Annotated in this window: 16 protein-coding genes; 7 read left to right on the top strand and 9 right to left on the bottom strand. The window is 58.3% G+C overall.

The annotated features are described in order from the left end of the window. Nucleotides 1–74: 74 nt before the first annotated feature. The gene (locus ACM6IR_RS16740) at nt 75–1,616 is read left to right on the top strand and encodes an alkaline phosphatase D family protein (protein ID WP_414908726.1); all 1,542 of its coding nucleotides are present in this window, start codon (nt 75–77) and stop codon (nt 1,614–1,616) included. 35 nt (nt 1,617–1,651) lie between these two features. Here ACM6IR_RS16740 and ACM6IR_RS16735 read toward each other — a convergent pair whose 3' ends face one another. Together ACM6IR_RS16735 and ACM6IR_RS16730 are read right to left on the bottom strand one after the other, a co-directional pair. Next, the gene (locus ACM6IR_RS16735; protein ID WP_414908725.1) at nt 1,652–4,180 is read right to left on the bottom strand and encodes a PepSY domain-containing protein; all 2,529 of its coding nucleotides are present in this window, start codon (nt 4,178–4,180) and stop codon (nt 1,652–1,654) included. 170 nt (nt 4,181–4,350) lie between these two features. Then, a complete protein-coding gene (locus ACM6IR_RS16730) occupies nt 4,351–6,609 on the bottom strand; it encodes a TonB-dependent receptor (protein WP_414908724.1) in 2,259 nt (752 codons plus the stop codon). Nucleotides 6,610–6,815: 206 nt separating this feature from the next. Here ACM6IR_RS16730 and ACM6IR_RS16725 point away from each other — a divergent pair, with 206 nt between their 5' ends. From ACM6IR_RS16725 to ACM6IR_RS16710, 4 genes are all read left to right on the top strand, one after another. Next, nucleotides 6,816–7,496, top strand: a complete 681-nt coding sequence (locus ACM6IR_RS16725) for a Fe2+-dependent dioxygenase (RefSeq protein WP_414908723.1) — start codon at nt 6,816–6,818, stop codon at nt 7,494–7,496. Between the two features lie 3 nt (nt 7,497–7,499). Further along, complete coding sequence (locus ACM6IR_RS16720) at nt 7,500–8,258, top strand: tetratricopeptide repeat protein (RefSeq protein WP_414908722.1); 759 nt, start codon at nt 7,500–7,502, stop codon at nt 8,256–8,258. A gap of 203 nt (nt 8,259–8,461) precedes the next feature. After that, on the top strand, nt 8,462–10,720 hold the full coding sequence (locus ACM6IR_RS16715) for an alpha-xenorhabdolysin family binary toxin subunit A (protein WP_414908721.1): 2,259 nt from the start codon (nt 8,462–8,464) through the stop codon (nt 10,718–10,720). Between the two features lie 79 nt (nt 10,721–10,799). Further along, nucleotides 10,800–11,699, top strand: coding sequence for a hypothetical protein (locus ACM6IR_RS16710; RefSeq protein ID WP_414908720.1), 900 nt, complete (start codon nt 10,800–10,802; stop codon nt 11,697–11,699). A 49-nt stretch (nt 11,700–11,748) separates the two neighbouring features. Here the strand turns inward: ACM6IR_RS16710 and ACM6IR_RS16705 are convergent, their stop codons facing one another. The 5 genes from ACM6IR_RS16705 to ACM6IR_RS16685 form a co-directional block, all read right to left on the bottom strand. Continuing rightward, entirely contained in the window at nt 11,749–12,912 is a 1,164-nt protein-coding gene (locus ACM6IR_RS16705) for a type III PLP-dependent enzyme (RefSeq protein ID WP_414908719.1), read from the bottom strand. A gap of 453 nt (nt 12,913–13,365) precedes the next feature. Beyond that, nucleotides 13,366–14,523 (bottom strand): betaine/proline/choline family ABC transporter ATP-binding protein, encoded by a 1,158-nt coding sequence (locus ACM6IR_RS16700; RefSeq protein WP_414908718.1) that lies wholly within the window; start codon nt 14,521–14,523, stop codon nt 13,366–13,368. After that, entirely contained in the window at nt 14,520–15,173 is a 654-nt protein-coding gene (locus tag ACM6IR_RS16695) for an ABC transporter permease (RefSeq protein ID WP_414908717.1), read from the bottom strand. Before ACM6IR_RS16695 ends, ACM6IR_RS16700 begins: the two co-directional genes overlap by 4 nt. Before the next feature lie 12 nt (nt 15,174–15,185). Continuing rightward, on the bottom strand, nt 15,186–16,094 hold the full coding sequence (locus ACM6IR_RS16690; protein ID WP_414908716.1) for a glycine betaine ABC transporter substrate-binding protein: 909 nt from the start codon (nt 16,092–16,094) through the stop codon (nt 15,186–15,188). Nucleotides 16,095–16,112: 18 nt separating this feature from the next. After that, nucleotides 16,113–16,829, bottom strand: coding sequence for an ABC transporter permease (locus ACM6IR_RS16685; RefSeq protein WP_414908715.1), 717 nt, complete (start codon nt 16,827–16,829; stop codon nt 16,113–16,115). A gap of 604 nt (nt 16,830–17,433) precedes the next feature. Here ACM6IR_RS16685 and ACM6IR_RS16680 point away from each other — a divergent pair. Beyond that, the gene (locus tag ACM6IR_RS16680; RefSeq protein ID WP_007900384.1) at nt 17,434–19,017 is read left to right on the top strand and encodes a peptide chain release factor 3; all 1,584 of its coding nucleotides are present in this window, start codon (nt 17,434–17,436) and stop codon (nt 19,015–19,017) included. Between the two features lie 582 nt (nt 19,018–19,599). Then, complete coding sequence (locus tag ACM6IR_RS16675; RefSeq protein WP_414908714.1) at nt 19,600–19,845, top strand: hypothetical protein; 246 nt, start codon at nt 19,600–19,602, stop codon at nt 19,843–19,845. Nucleotides 19,846–20,003: 158 nt separating this feature from the next. On the opposite strand, the gene ACM6IR_RS16670 is transcribed toward ACM6IR_RS16675, so the two are convergent. Together ACM6IR_RS16670 and ACM6IR_RS16665 are read right to left on the bottom strand one after the other, a co-directional pair. Further along, on the bottom strand, nt 20,004–20,984 hold the full coding sequence (locus tag ACM6IR_RS16670; protein WP_414908713.1) for a peptide ABC transporter ATP-binding protein: 981 nt from the start codon (nt 20,982–20,984) through the stop codon (nt 20,004–20,006). Further along, nucleotides 20,984–21,952: an ABC transporter ATP-binding protein gene (locus tag ACM6IR_RS16665; protein WP_414908712.1), complete on the bottom strand. Its 969-nt coding sequence runs from the start codon at nt 21,950–21,952 to the stop codon at nt 20,984–20,986. Before ACM6IR_RS16665 ends, ACM6IR_RS16670 begins: the two co-directional genes overlap by 1 nt. Between the last annotated feature and the right edge of the window lies 1 nt (nt 21,953).

Raw genomic sequence — 21,953 nt, 5'->3', positions numbered from 1 at the left:
CTCCTACATTAAGGGGGAGTGTCATGCCGGGGTCATGCGGGCATGCTTTAGTTTTCCTTTTCAGGGAGAGCACCATGAGCGAATTCGACCTCGGTCGCCGTCGTGTCTTGCAAGTCGTCGGCGCGGGGCTGTTGTTGCCCGGTCTGGCGCCGGCGGTAATTGCTTCGGTCAAGGATCGGCCGCAACTTACCGATGGCGTGCAGTCCGGCGACTTGCTGGGTGACCGGGCGATGGTCTGGAGCCGCTGCGACCGTCCGGCGCGGATGGTGGTGGAATGGGACACCCGCAGTCTGTTCAGCAACCCTCGTCGTTTTGTCTCGCCATTGGCCGACGCCACTACGGATTTTACCGCCCGGGTTGAACTCACCGGCCTGCCCGTCGATCAGGCGATTTTCTATCGCGTACATTTCGAAGACGCTCAAAGCGGTACCACCAGCGAGCCCTGGTTTGGCCACTTGCGCAGTGTGCCGCAGACTCGTCGCGACATCCGTTTTGTCTGGAGCGGCGACACCGTCGGCCAGGGCTACGGCATCAACCCGGACATCGGTGGCATGCGCATCTATGAAGCGATGCGCTTGCGCCTGCCGGACTTCTTTATCCACAGCGGCGACACCATCTACGCCGATAGCCCGGTGCCCGCGCAACTGACCACCGAAAGCGGTCGGGTGTGGCGCAACATCACCACCGAAGCCAAGAGTAAAGTCGCCGAAAGCGTTGACGAGTTTCGCGGCAATTATCGCTACAATCTGATGGACGAAAACATCCGTCGCTTCAACGCCGAAGTGCCGCAGATCTGGCAGTGGGACGACCACGAAGTGGTGAACAACTGGTCGCCGGGCAAGCAGCTGGATGGGCGCTACCAGAGTAAAGATATCCACAGCCTGGCGGCGCGCGCGCGTCAGGCCTGGCTCGAATATGCACCGATGCGTTTGCAAAGCGGCGACGGGGGCGGGCGGATTTATCGCAAGCTCGGTTATGGGCCGCTGCTCGATGTATTTGTTCTCGATATGCGCAGTTATCGCGGCGCCAATGATGACAATCTAGGCGATGTAAAACCCTTTCTCGGTCGTGAACAACTGGACTGGCTGAAGGCTTCGTTGCAAGCCTCCAACGCTCAGTGGAAAGTCATCGCCGCCGACATGCCCATCGGCCTCGGCGTACCGGATGGCGAGGTCAGCCCTGGTGTGGCGCGGTGGGAAGCCGTGGCCAACGGCGACCCGGGACCGGCGCAAGGGCGTGAGCTGGAAATCGCTGAATTGTTGGGATTCCTGCGGGCGCAGCAGGTGCGCAATTTCGTGTTCCTGACCGCAGATGTGCATTACTGCGCGGCGCATCATTACCATCCGGACCGGGCTGCGTTTCAGGACTTCGAACCGTTCTGGGAGTTTGTTGCCGGGCCGTTGAATGCGGGGAGCTTTGGGCCTAACCCGCTGGATAAAACCTTTGGGCCCGAGGTGGTGTTCGAGAAAGTACCCCCGGCGCAGAACACCTCGCCGTTTGCCGGGTTTCAGTTTTTTGGCGAGGTGAATATCGACGGGCAGACGGGGGAGATGAGTGTGGTGTTGCGGGATCTGGATGGGGTCGGGGTGTTTGAGCAGAAGTTGTCGCCGGTTTGAGAAGATGTAGCAAACCGAAACCCGATCCCTGTGGGTCAGTAGACGTCGCGGCGATAGCGGCCCTGTTCGATCAGCCGGTCAACCTCTTCAATCCCGAGCACTTCGTTGAGCACGTGATCCACGCCTGAGGCCATGCCCTGCAAGCTGCCGCAGATGTAAATCACGGCGCCGTCGGCCAGCCATTTCTTCAACTCGGCGGCGGATTCGCGCAGGCGGTCCTGGACGTAGATCTTCTCGGCCTGATCCCGCGAGAACGCCAGGTCCAGTCGCTCCAGATCCCCCGAAATCAACCATTCCTCAAGTTCATCGCGGCACAGGTAGTCGTGCTCGCGATTTCGCTCGCCGAACAGCAGCCAATGCCGTTGCTGGCCGTCGGCAATCCGCGCCTTGAGCAGGCTGCGCAGACCTGCCAGCCCGGTGCCGTTGCCCAGCAGGATTATCGGTACGGGCTCGGCCGGCAGATGGAAACCGCTGTTGCGCCGCACGCGCAGGCGCAGGGTGCCGCCGACCGGCGCATGTTCGGTCAGCCAACCGGAACCGACGCCCAGGCGGCCATCGGGGTGCAGTTCCTGGCGCACGATCAGTTCGAGAATACCGTCGGCGGCAATCGAGGCGATGGAGTATTCGCGCGCGGCCAAAGGCACCAACGCATCCACCAGCGCTTGCGCGTGCAAGCCGACCAGATGAGCGCGAATTTCGGGCAATTGCCGACTGGCGAGGGCTTGCTCGAGCGGTTGCGACAGGCCCTCGACAACCACAGTGGCCCGACCGTCAATGCCCAGGCCATTGAGGAAATGCTCCATCGTCCAAGCGCCATTGCGCGGCAATACTTCCACCAGATCACCCGCCAGCCAGCTGCTGGTGGTAGGCGCTGTGAGGCCGAGCAAGTACACCGGCGAACCGCAGCTGTCCGGGTTGAGCAGTTCGCGACGGGCCAGCGTCCAGTTGTCGTAGCTGGGGGCTTGCCAGGTGTCCACAGGCGCCTGTCCGGTCAGTAGCCCCAGTTGCTGCTGCCAGTGACGCAAGGCGTAAGGGTCGCCGCTGTCGACCTCCACCGGGGCAAACAAGGTCTTGCCACCGTGTTCGCCCAACCAGGTGTGCAAACGTCGGGCGAAACCACAGAAGTGTTGATACTGGCGATCACCGAGGCCAAGCACCGCATAGTTCAGGCCGTTCAGGCTCAACGGCCGGTCCAGCACCTTGCGTTCGAACTTGCGGGCACTGTCCGGCGCTTCGCCGTCACCGAACGTGCTGACCACGAACAGCGCGTTGCTGGAGGCACGCAGATCCTGCTCGCTGACCATCGCCAGCGGCTGAACCTTCACCGGCCATCCCGCCGCCTGCAATTGCCCGGCCGTCTGCCATGCCAGTTGTTCGGCAAACCCGCTCTGGCTGGCGAAACCGATCAGCCACGCCGGTGCATCGCTGCCCGGTTGCGTGAGACCTTTGCGGGCACCCTTGATGTGTTTTTTCTTGCGACGACGATCGAGGTACAGCAGCCATCCGGTGACGAAAAACAGCGGCATTGTCAGCGCGCTGATCGTCAAGATGATCCGTCCGACGAGGCCGAAGTAGCTGCCCACATGCAGTGCATAGAGGCTGGTCAGCAGTTGTGCCTTGAGGCTTTTGTCGCTGTAACGGTCATGCCGTTTGACGATGCCCGTAACCGGGTCGAGGGTGATCTGGTTCAGCGCACGGTTGTGAGGCGAAGCGTTCAACAGATAGAACACCGTGGCGGGCTGGCCGGCCACGGGCGGCATACGGATGTTGTAGGCGCTGAGTGCCGGACCGGCAGTGCTGTAGATGCTGCTCCACATCGCCGCGTAATCGGCGGTCGGTGCGGGGCCGCTTGGCGCCGGACCGCGACCGCTGCGAACGCGCTCGTTTTGTGGTGCGTCGGAGAGCAAATGGGTCAGGCCCTTGTTGAACCATTCATAGGACCAGGACAACCCGGTCACCGCCGCCAGGAGGTAAAACACCAGGCACCAGGTGCCGGCCACGGCGTGCAAATCCCAGTTAAAGCTGCGGCCCTTTTTCTTCCAGTCCAGGGTCAGCCAGGCGCGCCAGCTGTTCCACTGACGCGGCCAGCGCAGGTACAGGCCGGACAGGCAGAAGAACAGCAGAATCAGCGTGCAGGCACCGGTGATCTGCCGACCGGTATCACCCATGGCGAGGAAGCGGTGCAATCGCAGCATCAGGCCGAAAAAGTCCTGGCCGGTAGCCTCGCCCATGAACTCGGCAGTGTACGGGTTGAAGTAGCGCATCTGCCCACGGCGCTCGCCTGGCGGCGGCGTGAAGAACACCTTGGCCGCAGCGCCGCTGTCGGTCTCGACACTCAGCATCGAGACTTTTTTGCCGGATGCCGCTTCGATGCGTTCGACCAGTTCGGCGGGCGGCAGGACGCCAGCCACCTGCTTCTCGACCTGCAATACCGAAGGGTTCAGAACGTTCAGGATTTCATCCTGAAACGATACCGTCGCCCCGGTGATGCCCATCAAGGCCAGGACTAGCCCGGCGCTGATGCCAAAAAACCAGTGCAACTGGAACAGGGTTTTCTTCAACACGTTGCTCGCCTTGTTCGTTCGAAAATAGTCATCACGGCGCGCATTATGCCGTGGGTTGTCGAGAAACATTCCTTTTTACGCACAAAAGCCCCGTTCACCTGGATGAACGGGGCTTTGGCCCTGATTTCAGTCTTCATCCTCTCCCACAGGGATTGCGGTGTGCCTGGCAATCAGAAGTGGAAGTTGGCGCTCAGCAGGGCGGTACGACCCGGCGCCACATGGGCGTAATGCGTCTGGAACACTTGGTCGAAGTAACGCTTGTCGGTCAGGTTCTGCACGTTGAGTTGCAGGTCGACGTTCTTGGTCAGGGCGTAGCTGGCCATTGCGTCGTAGCGCCAGTAGGACGGGATCTCCACCGAGTTGGCGACGTTGCCGAATTGCGAATCGACGAACGTGGCTCCCGCGCCGACGGTGAACTTGTCCGGCACCAGGTCATAAGTCGACCAGAAGGTGAAGTTATTCCGCGGGGTGCTCGGCATGTGGTTGCCTTCATCAGCGGCGAGGGTCGTTTTGACTACTTCGCTTTCCATATAGGTGTAGCCGCCGAAGACCTTCCAGTTACGGGTCAGCTTGCCCGCGTAGGACAGTTCCAGACCGTTCACCCGCTGCTCGCCATCGAGCACTTGAGTGGTGGCGCCATCCGGATCGTTGATACGAGCGTTGGTTTTCTCGGTGCGAAACAGTGCGGCGGTCAGCGACAGTTCGTCACCGAAGAAGTCCCACTTGGTACCGATCTCGTAGTTGCGGTTCTTTTCCGGGTCCAGATCGCTGTTGTTCGCCGCCAGGTCCAGGCCGCCGTTGCCGCTGGTTTCACCGGACGGGTTGCTGGAGGTGGAGTAGGCCGCGTAGATACTGCCGTTGGGCAACGGGTTGTAGACCACGCCGATCTGGTAGTTGACCAGGTCGCTGGTGTTCTCACGGGAGAAGTCGTTCGCCGGTGCTGTGCTGCTGGCGATGGCGTGACCGCTGGATGTGACCTGGTAGTTGTCGTAACGCAGGCCCAGGTTCAGGGACCATTGCTGGTTGAACTTCAGCGTGTCGAACACGTAGGCCGCAGCGGTGTTGGTGTCGGTGTCGGTGAACGCGGCGCTGTCGGTGATCGTGCCTTTCCAGTTATCCCCAGGCGTCGGGTTTTGCAGGCTGGTGCAGTCGCCGGAGGTGAACAGCGCGCTGTTGCAGCGGGTGCCGCTGGCGGTCGAGGTCAGGATGTACGGGCGGTTGTGGGTGTCTTGATAGGAAAACTCAAGGCCGGTGACCAGGCTGTGCGCGATGGCGCCGGTGTTGAACCTGGCGCTCAGGTCGGTCTGGTTGACCCAGCCGCTGGACGTTGAGTTTCGGCTTTTCGCGCCGCGATACACGCTGCCAAGGGCGACGTTACCCTTGCTGTCGTCCGGGTTGGTGACAATGTAGTCGAGGGTCGAACGGGACATGCGGAAACTGTTGGAAACGGTCAGGTCGTCATTCAGATCGTGTTCGATCTTGAGGGTGCCGCTGTCGTTTGTGGTCTGGCGAAAGTCGCGACCGGTCAAACCGTAGAAGTTGTCCCGGTCGACATCCACAGGTTTATCGACGTTGTACTTGCTGCGGGCGGGGTTCAGGGTCAGCGGGATGCCATAGTCCGGCATGTCATCGGTTTCGACGTGGTAGTAGCCGACGGTCAAGCGGGTGTCGGTGCCCAGGCCGAAAGCGAAGGAGGGCGCCACGCCCCAACGGCTGACGTCCACGGCATCTCGGCCCGCGACGTTAGCTTCGTGCTTCATCAGGTTCAGACGCAAAGCCGAAGTGTCGGTCATCTGCTGGTTCAGATCGAGGGTGGTGCGCTTGGTCTGATCCGAGCCCCATGTGAAGCCGCCGTTGTAGAAATTACCCAGTTTGGCAGTCTTGCTCACCAGGTTCAGGCTGCCACCGGTAGACCCTGCGCCGGTGTAGGCCGACCCCGGGCCTTTACTGACTTCAATCGATTCGACGTCGAAGATCTCGCGGCTTTGCGATGCTGGGTCACGCATGCCGTCGACGAACACATCACTTTCAGCGCTGAAGCCGCGAATGATCGGACGATCGCCCGCCGGGTTGCCGCCTTCGCCAGCCCCGAAGGTGATACCCGGGGTGGTGCGCAATGCATCAACCAGACTCGTGGCGCCGGTGTCGCGGATCACTTGTTGCGGGATCACGGTGACGGTTCTTGGCGTTTCGCGCAGCGGTGCGGTGTACTTGATGGAAGCCGAGGTGTCGATCTTGTAGGAGGTATCGACTTGCTCGCCAACAACGCTGGTAGCGTCCAGAGAAATGGCATTGCCCGGTGCTTTTTCGTCGGTCTTTTCGGCCGCGAAAACCATTTGGCCTGCCGAGCCGGCGGTGATCGCCATGCCAATCGCAGAGGCCAGCAAGCGCGGCGAGCTGACAGGTAATGGTGGTTGTTGGCGTGACATTTGAATTCCCCTCCCCAAGGATTTGAGGCCGCGGAATATAGGGTAAATAAGTATTTGTATCAATTGCGAAATGTTGCTATTTGCACTGAATTTACATTCTTTACAATTTATCCTTACGGTTTCGCGGATTCGTTCGGCAGTGGGGTTTTACATGGGCAATAAGAATCAATACCATTAGCGCCCCTTTGCTTTCAGGTGTCCTTCCCATGCTGTTGCACATTCCCTGCGTGTTCGCGAAAGAAGAAGTGCAGCGCATTCGGGAGGCCCTGGAGCAGGCCGATTGGGCGGATGGCAAAATCACCGCCGGCTTTCAATCGGCCAAAGCCAAGCACAATTTGCAACTGCCTGAAGGTCATCCACTGGCCAAGGAAGTGGGCGCGGCGATGCTTGAGCGGTTGTGGAAAAATCCGCTGTTCATGTCAGCAGCGCTACCGCATAAGGTTTTTCCACCGCTGCTCAACTGTTACACGGCGGGTGGCAGCTTTGATTTCCACATCGATAATGCCGTGCGTCAGCCCAGGGGCAGCATCGAGCGCGTGCGCACTGACCTGTCGGCAACGCTGTTCTTCAGCGAGCCTGAGGACTACGACGGCGGCGAACTGGAAATCCAGGACACCTTTGGCACCCAACGGGTCAAGTTGCCCGCTGGCGACATGGTCCTGTACCCCGGCACCAGCCTGCACAAGGTCAATGCCGTGACCCGCGGCACTCGCTATGCCTCATTCTTCTGGACCCAAAGCCTGGTCCGCGAAGACAGCCAGCGTGCGCTGCTGTTCGAGATGGATGGGGCGATCCAGCAGTTGACGCAGGACCTGCCCGACCATCCTTCGCTGATTCGACTGACTGGCACGTATCACAACCTGTTGCGACGCTGGGTCGAGGTGTAAGGCATGAGTTTTCAATTGCGCCGTGAAGAAGTGCTCGATGGCGATCGTCTCAAAGCCATGCTCGACGAAAGCCCCGCGCGAGCTGCCCAGGCGATTCTGGTGGCTGCCCGCGAAGGTGTTCTCGATGCTCAGGCCTTGCTTGGGCAAATCCTGCTGGACGGGCAAGGCATCGAGCAGGACCAGCCACTGGCCCTGCGCTGGTTCGAGATCGCCGCGCAACGGGGCCATCTGATGGCGCGCAACATGCTTGGCCGTTGCCATGAGCGCGGTTGGGGTTGCACCGCCGACGCTGCCGTTGCCGTTGTTCATTACCGCCAGGCAGCCGAAGCGGGGCTGGATTGGGCGATGTACAACTACGCCAATTTGCTCGCCACCGGGCGTGGCGTGATCGAGGATCAGTCACAAGCGCTGAATCTTTATCGCCGCGCCGCTGAACTCGGCCATGCAAAGTCGATGAACCTGCTGGGGCGTTATCTGGAAGAGGGGCGGTTTTGCCCGGTGGACCCGCCCGCCGCCCGCGATTGGTATCGACGCTCGGCCGAAGCCGGCGATTTTCGTGGCCAGTTCAGCCATGGCGCTGTTCTGGTGGAACAGGGGTGCCTCGCAGAAGGGATGGTGTGGTTACGTCAGGCAATGCTTAACGGAAATCAGCATTTCCTTGAGGTCAGTGCCCAACGCTTGCGGGAAACGTCCGAACCGTTGCTGAAGTTATTGGCTGAGGATTATGCAAATCATGCGCGAGCGCTTTTCGGCCAGGTTTGAACGTGCGCCTTGTGTAAATCAAGTTGATTGTTTTCTGCTGTGTATTCTTTTCTTATATATGGCTGTCAGGGTTTCTTTGACATCGCTTTTATAAGTGATCTAGTCTTTTTGTCAGCGCAACTGAGTGGGTTTTATCTGTTGCGTAATAGCGATCGATCTCATGTCGTTCGAATAAGGTCATGCATATAATTAATGGAATAATTATGAGCAATAATACATTGTGGGAGCGTTCGTTACAGGGCGCGAACTACGAAAAAATTACCGAGTTTGCGACGCAGGTTCCAAAAATTCTGTCCGATGCCTCCAAAGGAGAAGCGGACGAAGTGACGCGCGAAACCGGTTTGTTACTGACAAAAAAACAAATCATCGATCTGAGACGGTACGAGGCGGCGGGTCTGGCGCTTCCTCACACACTTAAGGATGTCACCGACTATTTGCGCTTTGGTGCCGGCCAGGATGGCGGTATCGGTCTCAGGGCCGCCGATTTCCTGAAGACGTTTACCGATACTCGCGACCATGCCAGGCGCTGGTCACCGTTGCGTGAACGCATCATGATCACCGGCACCGAGTTGAAATTGTTTGGCGCCAGCATGCAGCGCTATGGCAAAGACATGGAGGACGTCTACCTTGATCTCAAGTCCGGGCCACTGCTTGAAAAATATAATGTCAAAACACTGGAGCAACTGAAGCAATTACAACTTGAGATGGGCGACAGGTTTCCCGGGATAGAACTGGAGTCGGACACAATTCCGGACATGAAGTTTTATCTGGGTAAAATATTCGAACGGGTGACATCCAATCTGGAAAACGTCCGTGGCATAAAAACTGACCTGGACAAGTTTGGTTATGATCTGCGAGAAAAAGTGCTTCCAGGCATCAAACTGAGAGTGGCACTGATTCAAACCAATGCCTATCCAGTCGAAGTGAAAAAACTTGATGAAGTGATCGCCCGTCGAGCCGCAGAGATTCTGGAAAAGAACACCCAATATCAGGCATTGGTCGACAAGGCTTTAAGTTCGGCGGCCGGGTTGAATATTTTTGGTTTGGGGATGGCCATTTACTACGGCGTAGAGGCTGAGGCAGTACGAAACGCGCGCAAAGCGCTCAACGCGTTGCAGGACAAGGATATTGAAGTCCTGAGTAACATGAATCAGACCCTAGGTTCGTTGAAACGTGTAGAGCAGGACCTGCAAAACCTGACGGTGATTGCCATCGATGCTGATCTGGCAACTCAGAATCTTATGCATGTCTGGAATGTGATGCATCGTTATGTCGATGAGTCTTCGACAGCCATGGCGGGGATCACCGATGCGCTGACGCTGAGACGATTCATGTCGGCATTCCGGGAGGTCGTTGGCCCTTGGGTGCAAATCCACAACGATGCAGACCTGTTGATTGAAGTGTTCAAGGAGGCCGATCGGGATGACGGCCAAAACCAGGGAATGGTGGTGCCAAAAATGAAGTCTTTTTCCAGTAAACGTGATTACCCGGCATTGAACCTTCAGGTAATGAAGGACAGTCATTACGCAATGCGCAACGATGCCGTCGCCGCCGAAGCGCTTTTTATCCGGCTCAATTACCTGCCGGGTGTATTCGATCGCTTCAAAAGGTTGCTCGGCGATGTCAGTGCCGCGGCCCGCGATCTGCGAGAGGCCAGCCTCAACAGCAAGATGGGCCTGGAATCCGTGGTTCGTAAGCTGGTTGCTCATGAAAAGGAGCTGACGGGGGCCGTGGAGGGCACTGAGGAATTTGACGAGATTGAGGAAGATCTCGTAGCGGACTTGAAGGAGATGTTCGCCATTACTCGCAACGAGGCGGGCAAAGTGAGTACTCGCTTGGCCAACATCAGTGACGGGTATGACCAGCGCATCACGCTGGGCTACATCGCAGGTCTGGAAAAGGACCAGCTCGATGCCAGGGAGGCCAGGCAAGCGTTAGGCGAGGTCCGGACCAAGCTTCAGGGCGAACTCAAGGTTCTATCGGATGCAATCAGCGCTATTGAACAAGCCGGCATCGAAAAAATCGGTAAAGACATTGCGTTGACCATTGAAAAGCTCAAAGAGCTGGGCATGGCACCACCGCAAGCTCAGATCGTGATGTTTGCGATCGAAGAGCTGAAAAAAGCCATGACCAATATCGGCAGCGGTATTACGTTCATCGCCATGATCAATGAAAGTAACAAGCTTCAGGAAAAGATTAATGAGCTTGGCCGGAAGATTGCGCAGAAAGACAAGGATATTGATCAGTTGCTCGGCAAGGTCGAGTTTATTCACTTGATCCATGCGCTGGATGAGCAACGCAATCGTTATGTTGGCGAGTACAAGCAGGCTGACGCCGCGTTCAAGCAATTCCTGGCCATTGTGGAGGGAAACAAGGTGGGTGATGTCGCGATGCGCAGCGCCAGTGCGATAAGAGAAGCAGGCCTGTTCATCGGTTTTCTGACGCCTTTATCACGGCCGTAACGATAGCGTTCACTGATGGCAGGGGGCTCGTCCCACGAGGATGATGACGCCCTGCCTGATACCCATCAGGTTATTTCCCATGTATGAATTCCTGCTCGCGGAGCGGCATTTTGGCGCTTTGAGAAAATACTTTAATTTTCTCCGCGCACTTCCCTCCACGTTGGATCAGTTAAAAAGCTATTCAGATTACTTGCAACGTCAGGGGCATGTGCTGACCACTCCCCCCGATGCCGAGCGCCTTAAGGTATTGGCTTCATTCAGTACCGGTTACCTGGAGCGGCTAGAGGCTGATATTGGCGCGCTGGGTAAAGTGTGTAATGAGAGTTTGAGCCATATCGCTGAATTTGCCGACGAATGCCGAAAAGTAGCAAAAGAAATGCCTCGCAACGGTAGGCGTGTCCGTATCCGCGCCTTGGATTTCAAGCGTTTCAGCCTCTCCGGTTCCCAGTGGTGGATCTGGTTTCCTCCTACGGATGTGAAAGGCCTGACTTTCGAACTGTTCCACCGTTTGGGTCGAACCACTTCCGCGCTGTTGGATTTCAAGGCTGTGCCAAAGGAATTGGCTCTTGATATCCACAACGTGTTTGAGCGTTTTTTCAGGTCGTTGACCTTGCAACCGTGTGAGTGCCATTCGCACTATTCCCGGATTGAAGCCTGGTACGTGGGCAGTGGATCAAGTCTCCCGGGCACGAAGGATACCTCCAGTCCAGGCAGTTCTGCGCAGGCGCGTCAGGCCCGGGCGAATGAGCATCTGCGCGAACTGTTCGCGATCAAAACGGATGCCTGTTCTGCCATTCACAATCTGAACGACTTCCTCTTTGCAATGTGCAGCTTTCTGATAACTGCAGAGCGTGAGTTACGGGACGTCAAACCGACCATGAAACTCTCGCAATTGAATTGCGTCCTGGCGCAGGTCGAGCACGTGCTGAAAGAGGTCAAGTCGATGGCTGACCGAATGCAACAATGGTCCCGGCCATAAAAAAAGGTCCATGACATGTCATGGACCTTTTGTTTTCAGCTAGCGGTAGTTACACGTAAAACGACTTCAGCGGCGGGAAGCCATTGAATTCAACCGCGCTGTAACTGGTGGTGTAAGCGCCGGTCGACAACCAGTACAAACGATCACCAATTGCCAGGTTCAGCGGCAGACCGTACTTGTAGTTTTCGTACATGATGTCGGCGCTGTCGCAGGTGGGGCCGGCGATGACGACTTCTTCCATCTCGCCTTTCTTCTCGGTCCAGATCGGGAACTTGATGGCTTCGTCCATGGTTTCGATCAGGCCGGAGAATTTGCCCACATCCGTGTACACCCATCGCTCGACGGCGGTACGGGATTTACGCGCGACCAATACCACTTCGCTGACCAGGATGCCGGCGTTGGCGATCAACGAACGGCCTGGCTCCAGGATGATTTCCGGCAGGTCATCACCGAAGTCTTCCTTGAGGAAACGGATGATTTCTTCGGCGTAGGTTTCCAGGCTGTTGGTGCGGGTGATGTAGTTGGCCGGGAAGCCGCCGCCCATGTTGATCAACTTCAGGTGGATGCCGTCTTCTTCTTTCAGGCGTTCGAAGATCACTTTGACCTTGGCGATCGCCGCGTCCCAAACGCTGATGTCGCGCTGTTGCGAGCCGACGTGGAACGAGATGCCGTAAGGCACCAGGCCCAGGTCGCGGGCGAGGATCAGCAGGTCCATGGCCATGTCGGTCTGGCAGCCGAATTTGCGCGACAAAGGCCAGTCAGCGGTGGTCGAGCCTTCGGTGAGGATGCGCACGTAAACTTTCGAACCCGGTGCGGCCTTGGCGATGTTGCGCAAGTCGGCTTCGGAGTCGGTGGCATACAGACGCACGCCCTTCTCGTAGAAGTAGCGAATGTCCTTGGATTTCTTGATGGTGTTGCCGTAGCTGATGCGATCCGGGCCGACGCCCTGGTTCATGACCTTGTCGAGCTCGTAGATCGACGCGATGTCGAAGTTCGAGCCTTTCTCGTTGAGCAGGTCGATGATTTCGACGGCCGGGTTGGCCTTGACCGCGTAGTAAACCTTGGCGAATTCGAAACCGGCGCGCAGGTCGTCATAGGCCTGGCTGATCATCGCGGTGTCGATCACCACGAACGGGGTCTCTTGTTTGTCGGCGAACGCTTTCATTTTCTGAAAGGTTTCACGTGCGAAATAGTCTTCGACGTTGATCGACATGCTGGGAACTCCTACTGGCAAACTGAAATTAACAATGGGTGCAAATGAACGTCCTCCGTATCCCCACTTTGGTTCGCCTACTTCCCAAGGCATGTCGCCGAAAGCAAAAAGGCCATGGGAGGCGGTGCTTCCCTTGGCCTTGCTGTCTCGTCGTCAGTACTTGAGCCGGATGGATCGTTTCCAGCATGGACGTTCGGCGCGAACTTTAGGGCGTGAGGGGCTTGAGATCAACAAAAAATGTCGCGTTTTTGCACGCATCCGTCGTGCGGTCCCGGACAGCTACTGATGTAACCGACCTGCGTGACAGTGTGATGTTCCCTGTGGAGGGGTATTTGAGGGGATTCAGCGGGTATTTGTGGTGCCCCATTCGCGGGCAAGCCTCGCTCCTACAGGTTTGATGCATGCCGTAACACTGCACCTGTAGGAGCGAGGCTTGCCCGCGAAGGCGTCAGCTCAGGCGACCGCCGTCTCGGCCGGCGAAACAATGCTGGTCTTGCCCCCACGGGACTTGCCGGAACTCAAATATTCTGCAATCGATTCCTGCGTCACTTCACCCAGGAACACCCGCTCGGCATCCATCACCGGCAACCACGAGCGATTGAACTCGTACATGCGCGACAACAGGATGCGCAAATGCTCGTCAAACGCCGCGGTAGCGTTGAACTCGCGCAGGTATTGCGCGCAAGTGCCGGTCTGACGGTGCAGGTCGCGACGACGCACGTATCCCAGGGCTTTGTTTTCAGCGCAAGTGACCACCACGTAGCGGCGGTCCAGTTCGTCCATCAATTCCAGGGCTTCGACCACAGGCGTCTGCGGGTTCACCGACGGCGCGTTGTCCGCCGCGTCCTCGGCTTTGACCAGCAACAGACGCTTGAGCGTGCTGTCCTGACCGACGAAGTTGCTGACAAAGTCATCCACCGGGTGCGCGAGCAGGGTGTCCGGATGGTCGATCTGCAGCAGTTTGCCCGCACGGAAGATCGCGATCTTGTCCCCCAGTTTGATCGCCTCGTCGATATCGTGGCTGACCATGATCACGGTCTTGTTCAGCGCACGCTGCATCTCGAAAAACTCGTTCTGGATCATTTCGCGGTTGATCGGGTCGACCGCGCCGAACGGTTCGTCCATCAACAGCAGAGGCGCATCCGCTGCCAACGCACGAATCACACCGATCCGCTGCTGCTGACCGCCCGATAGCTCATGTGGATAGCGATTCAGGTACTGCTTGGGCTCGAGCTTGATCATGCTCATCAACTCGCGGGCACGATCGTGGCATTTCTGTTTGCCCCAGCCCAGCAGGCGCGGAACGATGGTGATGTTTTCCTCGATGGTCATGTTCGGGAACAGACCGATCTGCTGGATCACATAACCGATGTTACGACGCAGGGTGACAGCGTCGAGGTCAGTGGTGTCCTCGCCGTTGATCAGGATCTTGCCCGAGGTCGGCTTGATCAAACGGTTGATCATCTTCAGCGTGGTGCTTTTGCCGCAACCCGATGGTCCGAGGAACACACAGATCTCGCCTTCATTGACGGTCAGGCTTACCGAGTCCACGGCTTTCACCTCTTTGCCGTTGCTTTGGAAGGTCTTGCTGAGGTGTTGAAGTTCGATCATTTCAGGAGTCCTTTTGGAGTCAGCGAGCGTTGCAGCCATTGCAGAAGCAGGTCGGCGAAGATGGCCAGGAGACTGACCAGCACGGCACCAACGATCAGCATCGACATGTCGCTGCGGCTGATGGAAGCGAGAATGAGTACACCGAGGCCACCGGCGCCGATGGTCGCAGCAATGGTCATGACACCAATGTTCATGACCACGGCGGTGCGCACGCCAGCGAGGATCACGGGCACCGCGATCGGCAGTTCAACCATGCGCAGGCGCTGGCCGAAGGTCATGCCGATGCCGCGTGCGGCTTCGCGAATGCCCGGGTCGACGCCGGTCAGCGCCAGGTAGGTGTTGCGCATGATCGGCAGCAGCGAATACAAAAACACCGCCGTAATTGCAGGCATCGGGCCCAGGCCCTGGCCGAATTTGGAATAGAACGGCAGCAGCAGGCCGAACAGCGCAATCGACGGCACGGTCAGCAGCACCGTGGCGCTGGCCTGCAAAGGGCCGGCGAGCGTCGGGAAACGCGTCATCAGGATGCCCAGTGGCACGCCAACGATGATTGCCAGGGTTACGGCGATGCCGACCAGGGTGATGTGCTGCCCTGTCAGGTGCAGCACCAGCGGCCAGTCGAGATGGGAAAAGGCGCTCAGAAATTCCATGACTTTTCCTCCTTAGTTCAACGGATGCTGGCGCAGAAAGTCTGCGGCAACCGATGAAGGGCTTTCGTGATCGACATCGACCCGTGCGTTGAGCTGGCGCATGTTGGCGTCGTCGAACAGTTCGGCCAGCGGCTTGAGTTCTTCGGCGAGTTTCGGATGGGCGTCGAGGTAAACCTGACGCACCACCGGCGCGGCGGTGTAGTCCGGGAAGTAGTGCTTGTCGTCTTCAAGCAACTTGAGTTTGAAAGCGTTCAATCGGCCATCGGTGGTGTACACCAGGCCGGCAAACACCTGGCCGTTACGCAGGGCGGTGTAGACCAGCCCGGCATCCATCTGGCGGATGTTTTTGCGAGTCAGGTTCATGCCGTACAGGTCGACCATGCCAGCCAAACCATCGGAGCGGTTGGCGAACTCGGTATCCAGCGCCACCAGATGATTGGTTTTCGCCTCAGCCTGCAACACCGTGTTCAGCTCGCTGATGGTGTTGATCTGCGGGTAGGCCTTCGCGGTGTTTTCCGGCAGGGCCAGGGCGTAGGTGTTGCTGAATTTCGACGGGGTGAGCCAGATCAGGCCTTTTTTCGCGTCGAGTTCTTTCACCTTGGCGTAGGACTGAGCGCTATCGAGTTTTTCCGTGATGTGGTTGTAAGCCACCAGCGACACGCCGGTGTATTCCCACATCAGGTCCAGTTGGCCACTTTCGTGGGCGCTGCGGGCCAGGTTGCTACCCAGGCCGCCAGTCACCTGGGTGTCGTAACCCTTGGTGCGCAGGTATTGGGCGGTGATTTCCGCCAGCAGGGTTTGTTCGGTGAACACCCGGGCGCCGATGCGGATCACCGGTTTTTCAGCGGCTTGGGCAAATCCTGCGAACAGCAGGGCGCAGCCTAAAAATAAGCTACCGCCTTTTAGAAAAAGAGCTTTCATGTTGATTCCTTTGCGGGCTTAAGACGGGCGCAGGCCGCGTTCGAGCCAAAGGCGGCTGGCGAGTGTCACCAGGCCGTCGAGCAGCAAGGCCAGCAGGGCGGTGCAGGCCGCGCCGAGCAGCAGTTGCGGCTGATTGTTCAGGGCGATGCCGGGGAAAATCAGGCTGCCCAGGCTGTTGGCACCAATCAGGAACGCCAGCGGTGCGGTGCCGACGTTGATCGCCAGGGCGATGCGTACACCGCCGATGATGATCGGCACCGCGTTCGGTAATTCGACTCGCCACAACACTTGAGTGGGCGTCATGCCGATGCCGACGGCCGCTTCCTTGAGCGAACCTTGAACGTTTTTCAGGCCTTCATAGGTGTTGCGCACGATCGGCAACAGCGAGGCGAGGAACAGGGCGAAGATCGCAGGGCCACTGCCGATGCCGAGGATTCCCAGGGCGATGGCGAGTACGGCAAGAGGCGGCACGGTGTTGCCGATGTTGAAGATCTGCATGAAGCGCTCAGCACGGTCCACCATGGTCGGGCGGCTGAGGAAGATGCCGGCGGGGATGCCCACAACAAGGGCGGCCAGCATGGAAACGAGGACGAGAAGCAGATGAGCTTGCAGGTAAAACAACAAATCGTCGCGGTAATGTTCGATCGTGTTGATGCCAATCCAGTGGACCAGCAGGGCCAGGAGGGCGACGACAACCGCACCTCCTATCAGCCCTTTGCCATAGCGAATAGCCACAGGCGGACTCCTTTTTTCTTTGTCGGCGAACGCAGTCCCGTGTGGCAGGCCATTGCTGGCTGCCGGGTAAAAAAACGTTCGCGAGAAGCAGCTCTTCATGCCGAGCGCGTTCCTTGTAGGAGCGAGCTTGCTCGCGAAAAACATGCAGGCAACGCGTATATCCAGACAACACGCGTTATCGTTGACGTCCATCGCGAGCGAGCTCGCTCCTACAGGGGGAAGGCGTACGGCGTATCGAGCCATAAGCGCAGCCTCGTCAGGCTAACTTGCTGATTTTTCAGCCCCTGATACGAGTGCCATAACAGGGGAGTGGACGTCTGCACCTTTTAAAAGGTTCCATATTTAGCAGCATTTAGCCACCCCGGATCTCGTTTGCCGGTGTAGCAGCTGCCGAGCCTGCGAGGCTGCGTCCGGCGGCGCAGCCGTCGTAGAGTCGACACACTGGGTCTGCCGGATACACCGCAGCGTCTGGTTTTACGACGGCTGCGCCGCCGAACGCAGCCTCGCAGGCTCGGCAGCTGCTACAGGGCGAACGGTGGTCTGTAGATGTCTGTTTGCGCTATACTCGCCGCCCTTTTTTGAATCACCTGCCAGGCGATTTCCCATGACCAAACAGGCCGCCGAAGTCGCGAAACGCCGCACTTTCGCCATTATTTCCCACCCCGATGCCGGTAAAACCACCATCACCGAGAAGCTCTTGCTGATGGGCAAGGCGATTGCGATTGCTGGCACGGTGAAATCTCGCAAGTCTGACCGCCATGCCACCTCCGACTGGATGGAAATGGAAAAACAACGGGGTATTTCCATTACCACGTCGGTCATGCAGTTCCCGTATCGCGATCACATGATCAACCTGCTCGACACCCCTGGCCACGAAGACTTCTCCGAAGATACTTACCGCACCCTGACGGCGGTGGACTCGGCCTTGATGGTCCTCGACGGCGGTAAGGGTGTAGAGCCACGTACCATCGCGCTGATGGACGTCTGCCGTCTGCGCGACACGCCGATCGTCAGCTTCATCAACAAACTCGACCGTGATATCCGCGACCCGATCGAACTGCTCGACGAAATCGAAGCGGTCCTGAAGATCAAGGCTGCGCCGATCACCTGGCCGATCGGTTGCTACCGCGACTTCAAGGGCGTTTATCACCTCGCCGACGACTACATCATCGTGTACACCGCTGGCCATGGCCACGAGCGTACCGATGTGAAAATCATCGAGAAACTCGACTCCGATGAAGCCCGCGCGCACTTGGGCGACGAGTACGATCGCTTTGTCGATCAGCTGGAACTGGTGCAGGGCGCCTGTCACGAATTCAACCAGCAGGAATTCCTCGACGGCCAACTGACCCCGGTATTCTTCGGTACTGCGCTGGGCAACTTTGGTGTCGATCACGTGCTCGACGCCGTGGTCAACTGGGCGCCGAAACCGCTGGCCCGTGTCGCCAACGAGCGCACCGTGGAGCCGGTTGAAGAGAAATTCGCCGGTTTCGTGTTCAAGATCCAGGCGAACATGGACCCGAAACACCGCGACCGCATCGCCTTCATGCGGATCTGCTCCGGCAAGTACGAAAAAGGCATGAAAATGCGCCACGTGCGCACCGGCAAAGACGTGCGGATCGGCGATGCGCTGACCTTCTTCTCCTCCGAGCGTGAGCAACTGGAAGAAGCGTTTGCCGGCGACATCATCGGCCTGCACAACCACGGCACGATCCAGATTGGCGACACCTTCACCGAAGGCGAAGTCCTGGGCTTCACCGGCATCCCGCACTTCGCCCCGGAACTGTTCCGTCGCGTGCGCCTGCGTGACCCGCTGAAATCCAAGCAACTGCGCCAGGGCCTGCAACAACTCGCGGAAGAGGGCGCGACCCAGGTGTTCTTCCCCGAGCGCAGCAACGACATCATCCTGGGCGCCGTCGGTGTGCTGCAGTTCGATGTGGTCGCCAGCCGCTTGAAAGAGGAATACAAGGTCGAGTGCTCGTACGAGCCGATCACCGTGTATTCCGCGCGCTGGATCGATTGCGATGATAAGAAGAAGTTCGAGGAGTTCCGGGTCAAGGCCGTGGAAAACCTCGCGGTCGACGGTGGCGGTCATCTGACCTACCTGGCGCCGACCCGGGTCAACCTGGCGTTGATGGAAGAACGCTGGCCGGACGTGAAATTCCGTGCGACGCGTGAGCATCACTAAGCGCCAGGCCGGAACACCCCAAAGCCCCGTTGCGAAAGCTGCGGGGCTTTTTTTGTGCCCTGTAGGAGCGAGCTCGCTCGCGAAAAACACCAACGATAGTGCTCACTCCCTGACGAACCGCGTTGCCCTGACATCCATCGTCGGAACGCCGCCCGGAGCAAGCTCGCTCCTACAAAGGACAACATTCGCTTAAGTGAACACTACTTGCTCGCGATGGTGAGCTGACAGTCACCAGCTAATGCCGATAGTTTGGTCTGGAAATGATCAATGCAAAAGCGTGTGTCGTCGTAGTCGCTGGATGAGGTCTCTGATACGGCTGCGGGTTCATGCGTACCTTATCGATACAAGCCTTTCCTCTGTTTGGCGAGCTTCTCAATGCCGCTGATTTACCTGGCGTCTCGCTGAGCGCCCCGTTTCAATTAGCTAAACTGGTTATAGGCGTTATTCCAAACCAATCTGCTGTTCCATGGCATTTCCGTCCATACATTAGCGTCCTATCTGGAGAACAATGCTGATCGGAACTAAATTTCATTCAGCGCCAGACAGACACCCACGCTTCACTTTTGAAGGATGGAATCGGTTATGAGCATTTTTCAACGCGTTGTGCTGTTGCTTAAGGTTTTGGTGATGCTGTCCGTTGGCATGTCGGCGGCGTGGGCGCAGTGCCCGGATCAGGGGGAGCACGCTTCGAGCGGGCAAGTGACGCACACGGACCTGATGATCGCCAAATCTGAATCCGAGGGCGGGGACAAAGGGCAGGGCGGTAGCGAAGGCGATGATGACTCGACTACAGACGAGCCGAACAGCGACGAAGATGAAGGGGCTTAAACGATAGACAAAAAACCTCCTGCCGGACTAATGCGCAGTCCTGCAGAAGGGTGGGATAGAAACCGTGTGGGAGTGAGCCTGCTCGCGAAGGCGTCATTTCAGTCAACATCACTGCCGACTGAAAGACCGCCTTCGCGAGCCGGCTCGCTCCCACATTTTTATGCTGCGCCGTCGAGGAATTGCTCGGCGTAGTGGCATGCCACCTGGCGGCTGTCGAGCAGGCGCAGGGCCGGCTCTTCGGTGCTGCAGCGTTCGGTGGCGTACGGGCAACGCTTGTGGAAAGCGCAGCCGGACGGCGGGTTCAGCGGGTTGGGCAGTTCGCCGACGATCTTGATTTTCGGCTTGTTCGGGTCCGGGTGAATGGTCGGGGTCGCCGACAACAACGCTTGGGTGTAGGGGTGCAGCGGGCGTTTGTAGATGTCGTTTTTCGGACCCATTTCCACCGGACGACCGAGGTACATCACCATCACGTCATCGGCAACGTGTTGCACCACCGCCAGGTTGTGGGAGATGAACACGTAAGCCGTGTTGAACTCTTGTTGCAGGTCCATGAACAGGTTCAGCACCTGCGCCTGAATCGATACGTCCAGCGCCGAGGTCGGTTCGTCCGCGACCAACACTTTGGGCTGCAGCATCATTGCGCGAGCGAGAGCGATCCGCTGGCGTTGACCACCGGAGAACATGTGCGGATAACGCTGGTAGTGCTCAGGACGCAAACCCACCTGCTTCATCATCGCCTGAACTTTCTCGCGACGTTCCGAGGCGCTCAGGTTGGTGTTGATCAACAGCGGCTCGGCCAGTTGATCACCGACCTTCTGCCGTGGGTTCAACGAGGCGTAAGGGCTCTGGAACACCATCTGTACGTCTTTGCGCAGTTGCTTGCGCTCGGACTTGTTGGCACCGGCGACTTCCTGCCCGGCGATTTTCAAGGAGCCGGAGGACGGTTCTTCGATCAGTGTCAGGGCACGGGCCAGGGTGGATTTGCCGCAGCCCGATTCGCCGACGACCGCGAGGGTCTTGCCGGCTTCCAGTTCAAACGACACACCGTTCAGGGCACGCACGGTCGCGTGGCCTTTGAACAGGCCGCGGGACACTTCGTAGTGACGGGTCAGGTTGCGGGCGGTAAGTACGACGGCCATTACGCCACCTCCTGATTAAGCGGGTAGAAGCAGCGGGCGAGGCTGTTGCTTTTCGGGTCAAGGGCCGGACGTTGCGCGCGGCAGTTGTCCTGCACATACGGGCAGCGTGGCGACAGCAGGCAGCCTTGCGGACGGTCATAACGACCGGGAACGATGCCAGGCAGCGTAGCCAGGCGCGTGGCACCGAGGCTGTGTTCCGGAATCGCCTTGAGCAGCGCTTCGCTGTACGGGTGCGCCGGAATGTCGAACAGCTGTGGCACTTGACCGACTTCGACCGCTTGGCCGGCGTACATCACGCACACGCGCTGGGCGGTTTCGGCCACCACCGCGAGGTCGTGAGTGATCAGCACCAGGCCCATGTTCTGCTCTTTCTGCAACGCCAACAGCAGGTCCATGATCTGCGCCTGAATCGTCACGTCGAGCGCGGTGGTCGGTTCGTCGGCGATCAGCAGTTTCGGTTCACCGGCAATCGCCATGGCAATCGCCACACGCTGGCTCATACCACCGGACAGTTGGTGCGGGTAGGCGTCCATACGGCTGGCAGCGCCCGGGATTTCTACTTTTTCCAGCAGTTCGATGGCGCGCTTGCGGGCTTGCTTGCCGGACATTTTCAGGTGCAGACGCAGCACTTCTTCGATCTGGAAACCGACGGTGTAGCTCGGGTTCAGCGCGGTCATCGGGTCCTGGAAGACCATGGCCAGGTCTTTACCGACGATTTTCCGGCGCTGACGGTTGCTGAGCTTGAGCATGTTCTTGCCGTCGAAATTCAGCGCGTCGGCGGTAACGATTCCCGGATGATCGATCAGGCCCATCAGCGCCATCATGGTCACGGACTTGCCGGAACCCGATTCGCCGACGATGGCCAGGACTTCGCCCTTGTCCACGGTAATGTCGAGACCGTCGACCACCGGAACAGCATTGGCGTCGCCGAAGCGAACGCTGAGATTCTTGATTTCTAACAGTGACATT

The organism is Pseudomonas sp. IT-P253, from assembly GCF_949768125.1.
GTDB lineage: Bacteria > Pseudomonadota > Gammaproteobacteria > Pseudomonadales > Pseudomonadaceae > Aquipseudomonas.
This window is presented reverse-complemented; position numbering and strand designations above follow the sequence as displayed.

Bases quoted from the DNA above. Each gene is read 5' to 3' on its own strand.
- ACM6IR_RS16740 (WP_414908726.1), top strand. From the start codon at position 75: ATGAGCGAATTCGACCTCGGTCGCCGTCGTGTCTTGCAAGTCGTCGGC.
- ACM6IR_RS16730 (WP_414908724.1), bottom strand. From the start codon at position 6,609: ATGTCACGCCAACAACCACCATTACCTGTCAGCTCGCCGCGCTTGCTG.
- ACM6IR_RS16725 (WP_414908723.1), top strand. From the start codon at position 6,816: ATGCTGTTGCACATTCCCTGCGTGTTCGCGAAAGAAGAAGTGCAGCGC.
- ACM6IR_RS16720 (WP_414908722.1), top strand. From the start codon at position 7,500: ATGAGTTTTCAATTGCGCCGTGAAGAAGTGCTCGATGGCGATCGTCTC.
- ACM6IR_RS16715 (WP_414908721.1), top strand. From the start codon at position 8,462: ATGAGCAATAATACATTGTGGGAGCGTTCGTTACAGGGCGCGAACTAC.
- ACM6IR_RS16710 (WP_414908720.1), top strand. From the start codon at position 10,800: ATGTATGAATTCCTGCTCGCGGAGCGGCATTTTGGCGCTTTGAGAAAA.
- ACM6IR_RS16705 (WP_414908719.1), bottom strand. From the start codon at position 12,912: ATGTCGATCAACGTCGAAGACTATTTCGCACGTGAAACCTTTCAGAAA.
- ACM6IR_RS16700 (WP_414908718.1), bottom strand. From the start codon at position 14,523: ATGATCGAACTTCAACACCTCAGCAAGACCTTCCAAAGCAACGGCAAA.
- ACM6IR_RS16695 (WP_414908717.1), bottom strand. From the start codon at position 15,173: ATGGAATTTCTGAGCGCCTTTTCCCATCTCGACTGGCCGCTGGTGCTG.
- ACM6IR_RS16690 (WP_414908716.1), bottom strand. From the start codon at position 16,094: ATGAAAGCTCTTTTTCTAAAAGGCGGTAGCTTATTTTTAGGCTGCGCC.
- ACM6IR_RS16680 (WP_007900384.1), top strand. From the start codon at position 17,434: ATGACCAAACAGGCCGCCGAAGTCGCGAAACGCCGCACTTTCGCCATT.
- ACM6IR_RS16675 (WP_414908714.1), top strand. From the start codon at position 19,600: ATGAGCATTTTTCAACGCGTTGTGCTGTTGCTTAAGGTTTTGGTGATG.
- ACM6IR_RS16670 (WP_414908713.1), bottom strand. From the start codon at position 20,984: ATGGCCGTCGTACTTACCGCCCGCAACCTGACCCGTCACTACGAAGTG.
- ACM6IR_RS16665 (WP_414908712.1), bottom strand. From the start codon at position 21,952: ATGTCACTGTTAGAAATCAAGAATCTCAGCGTTCGCTTCGGCGACGCC.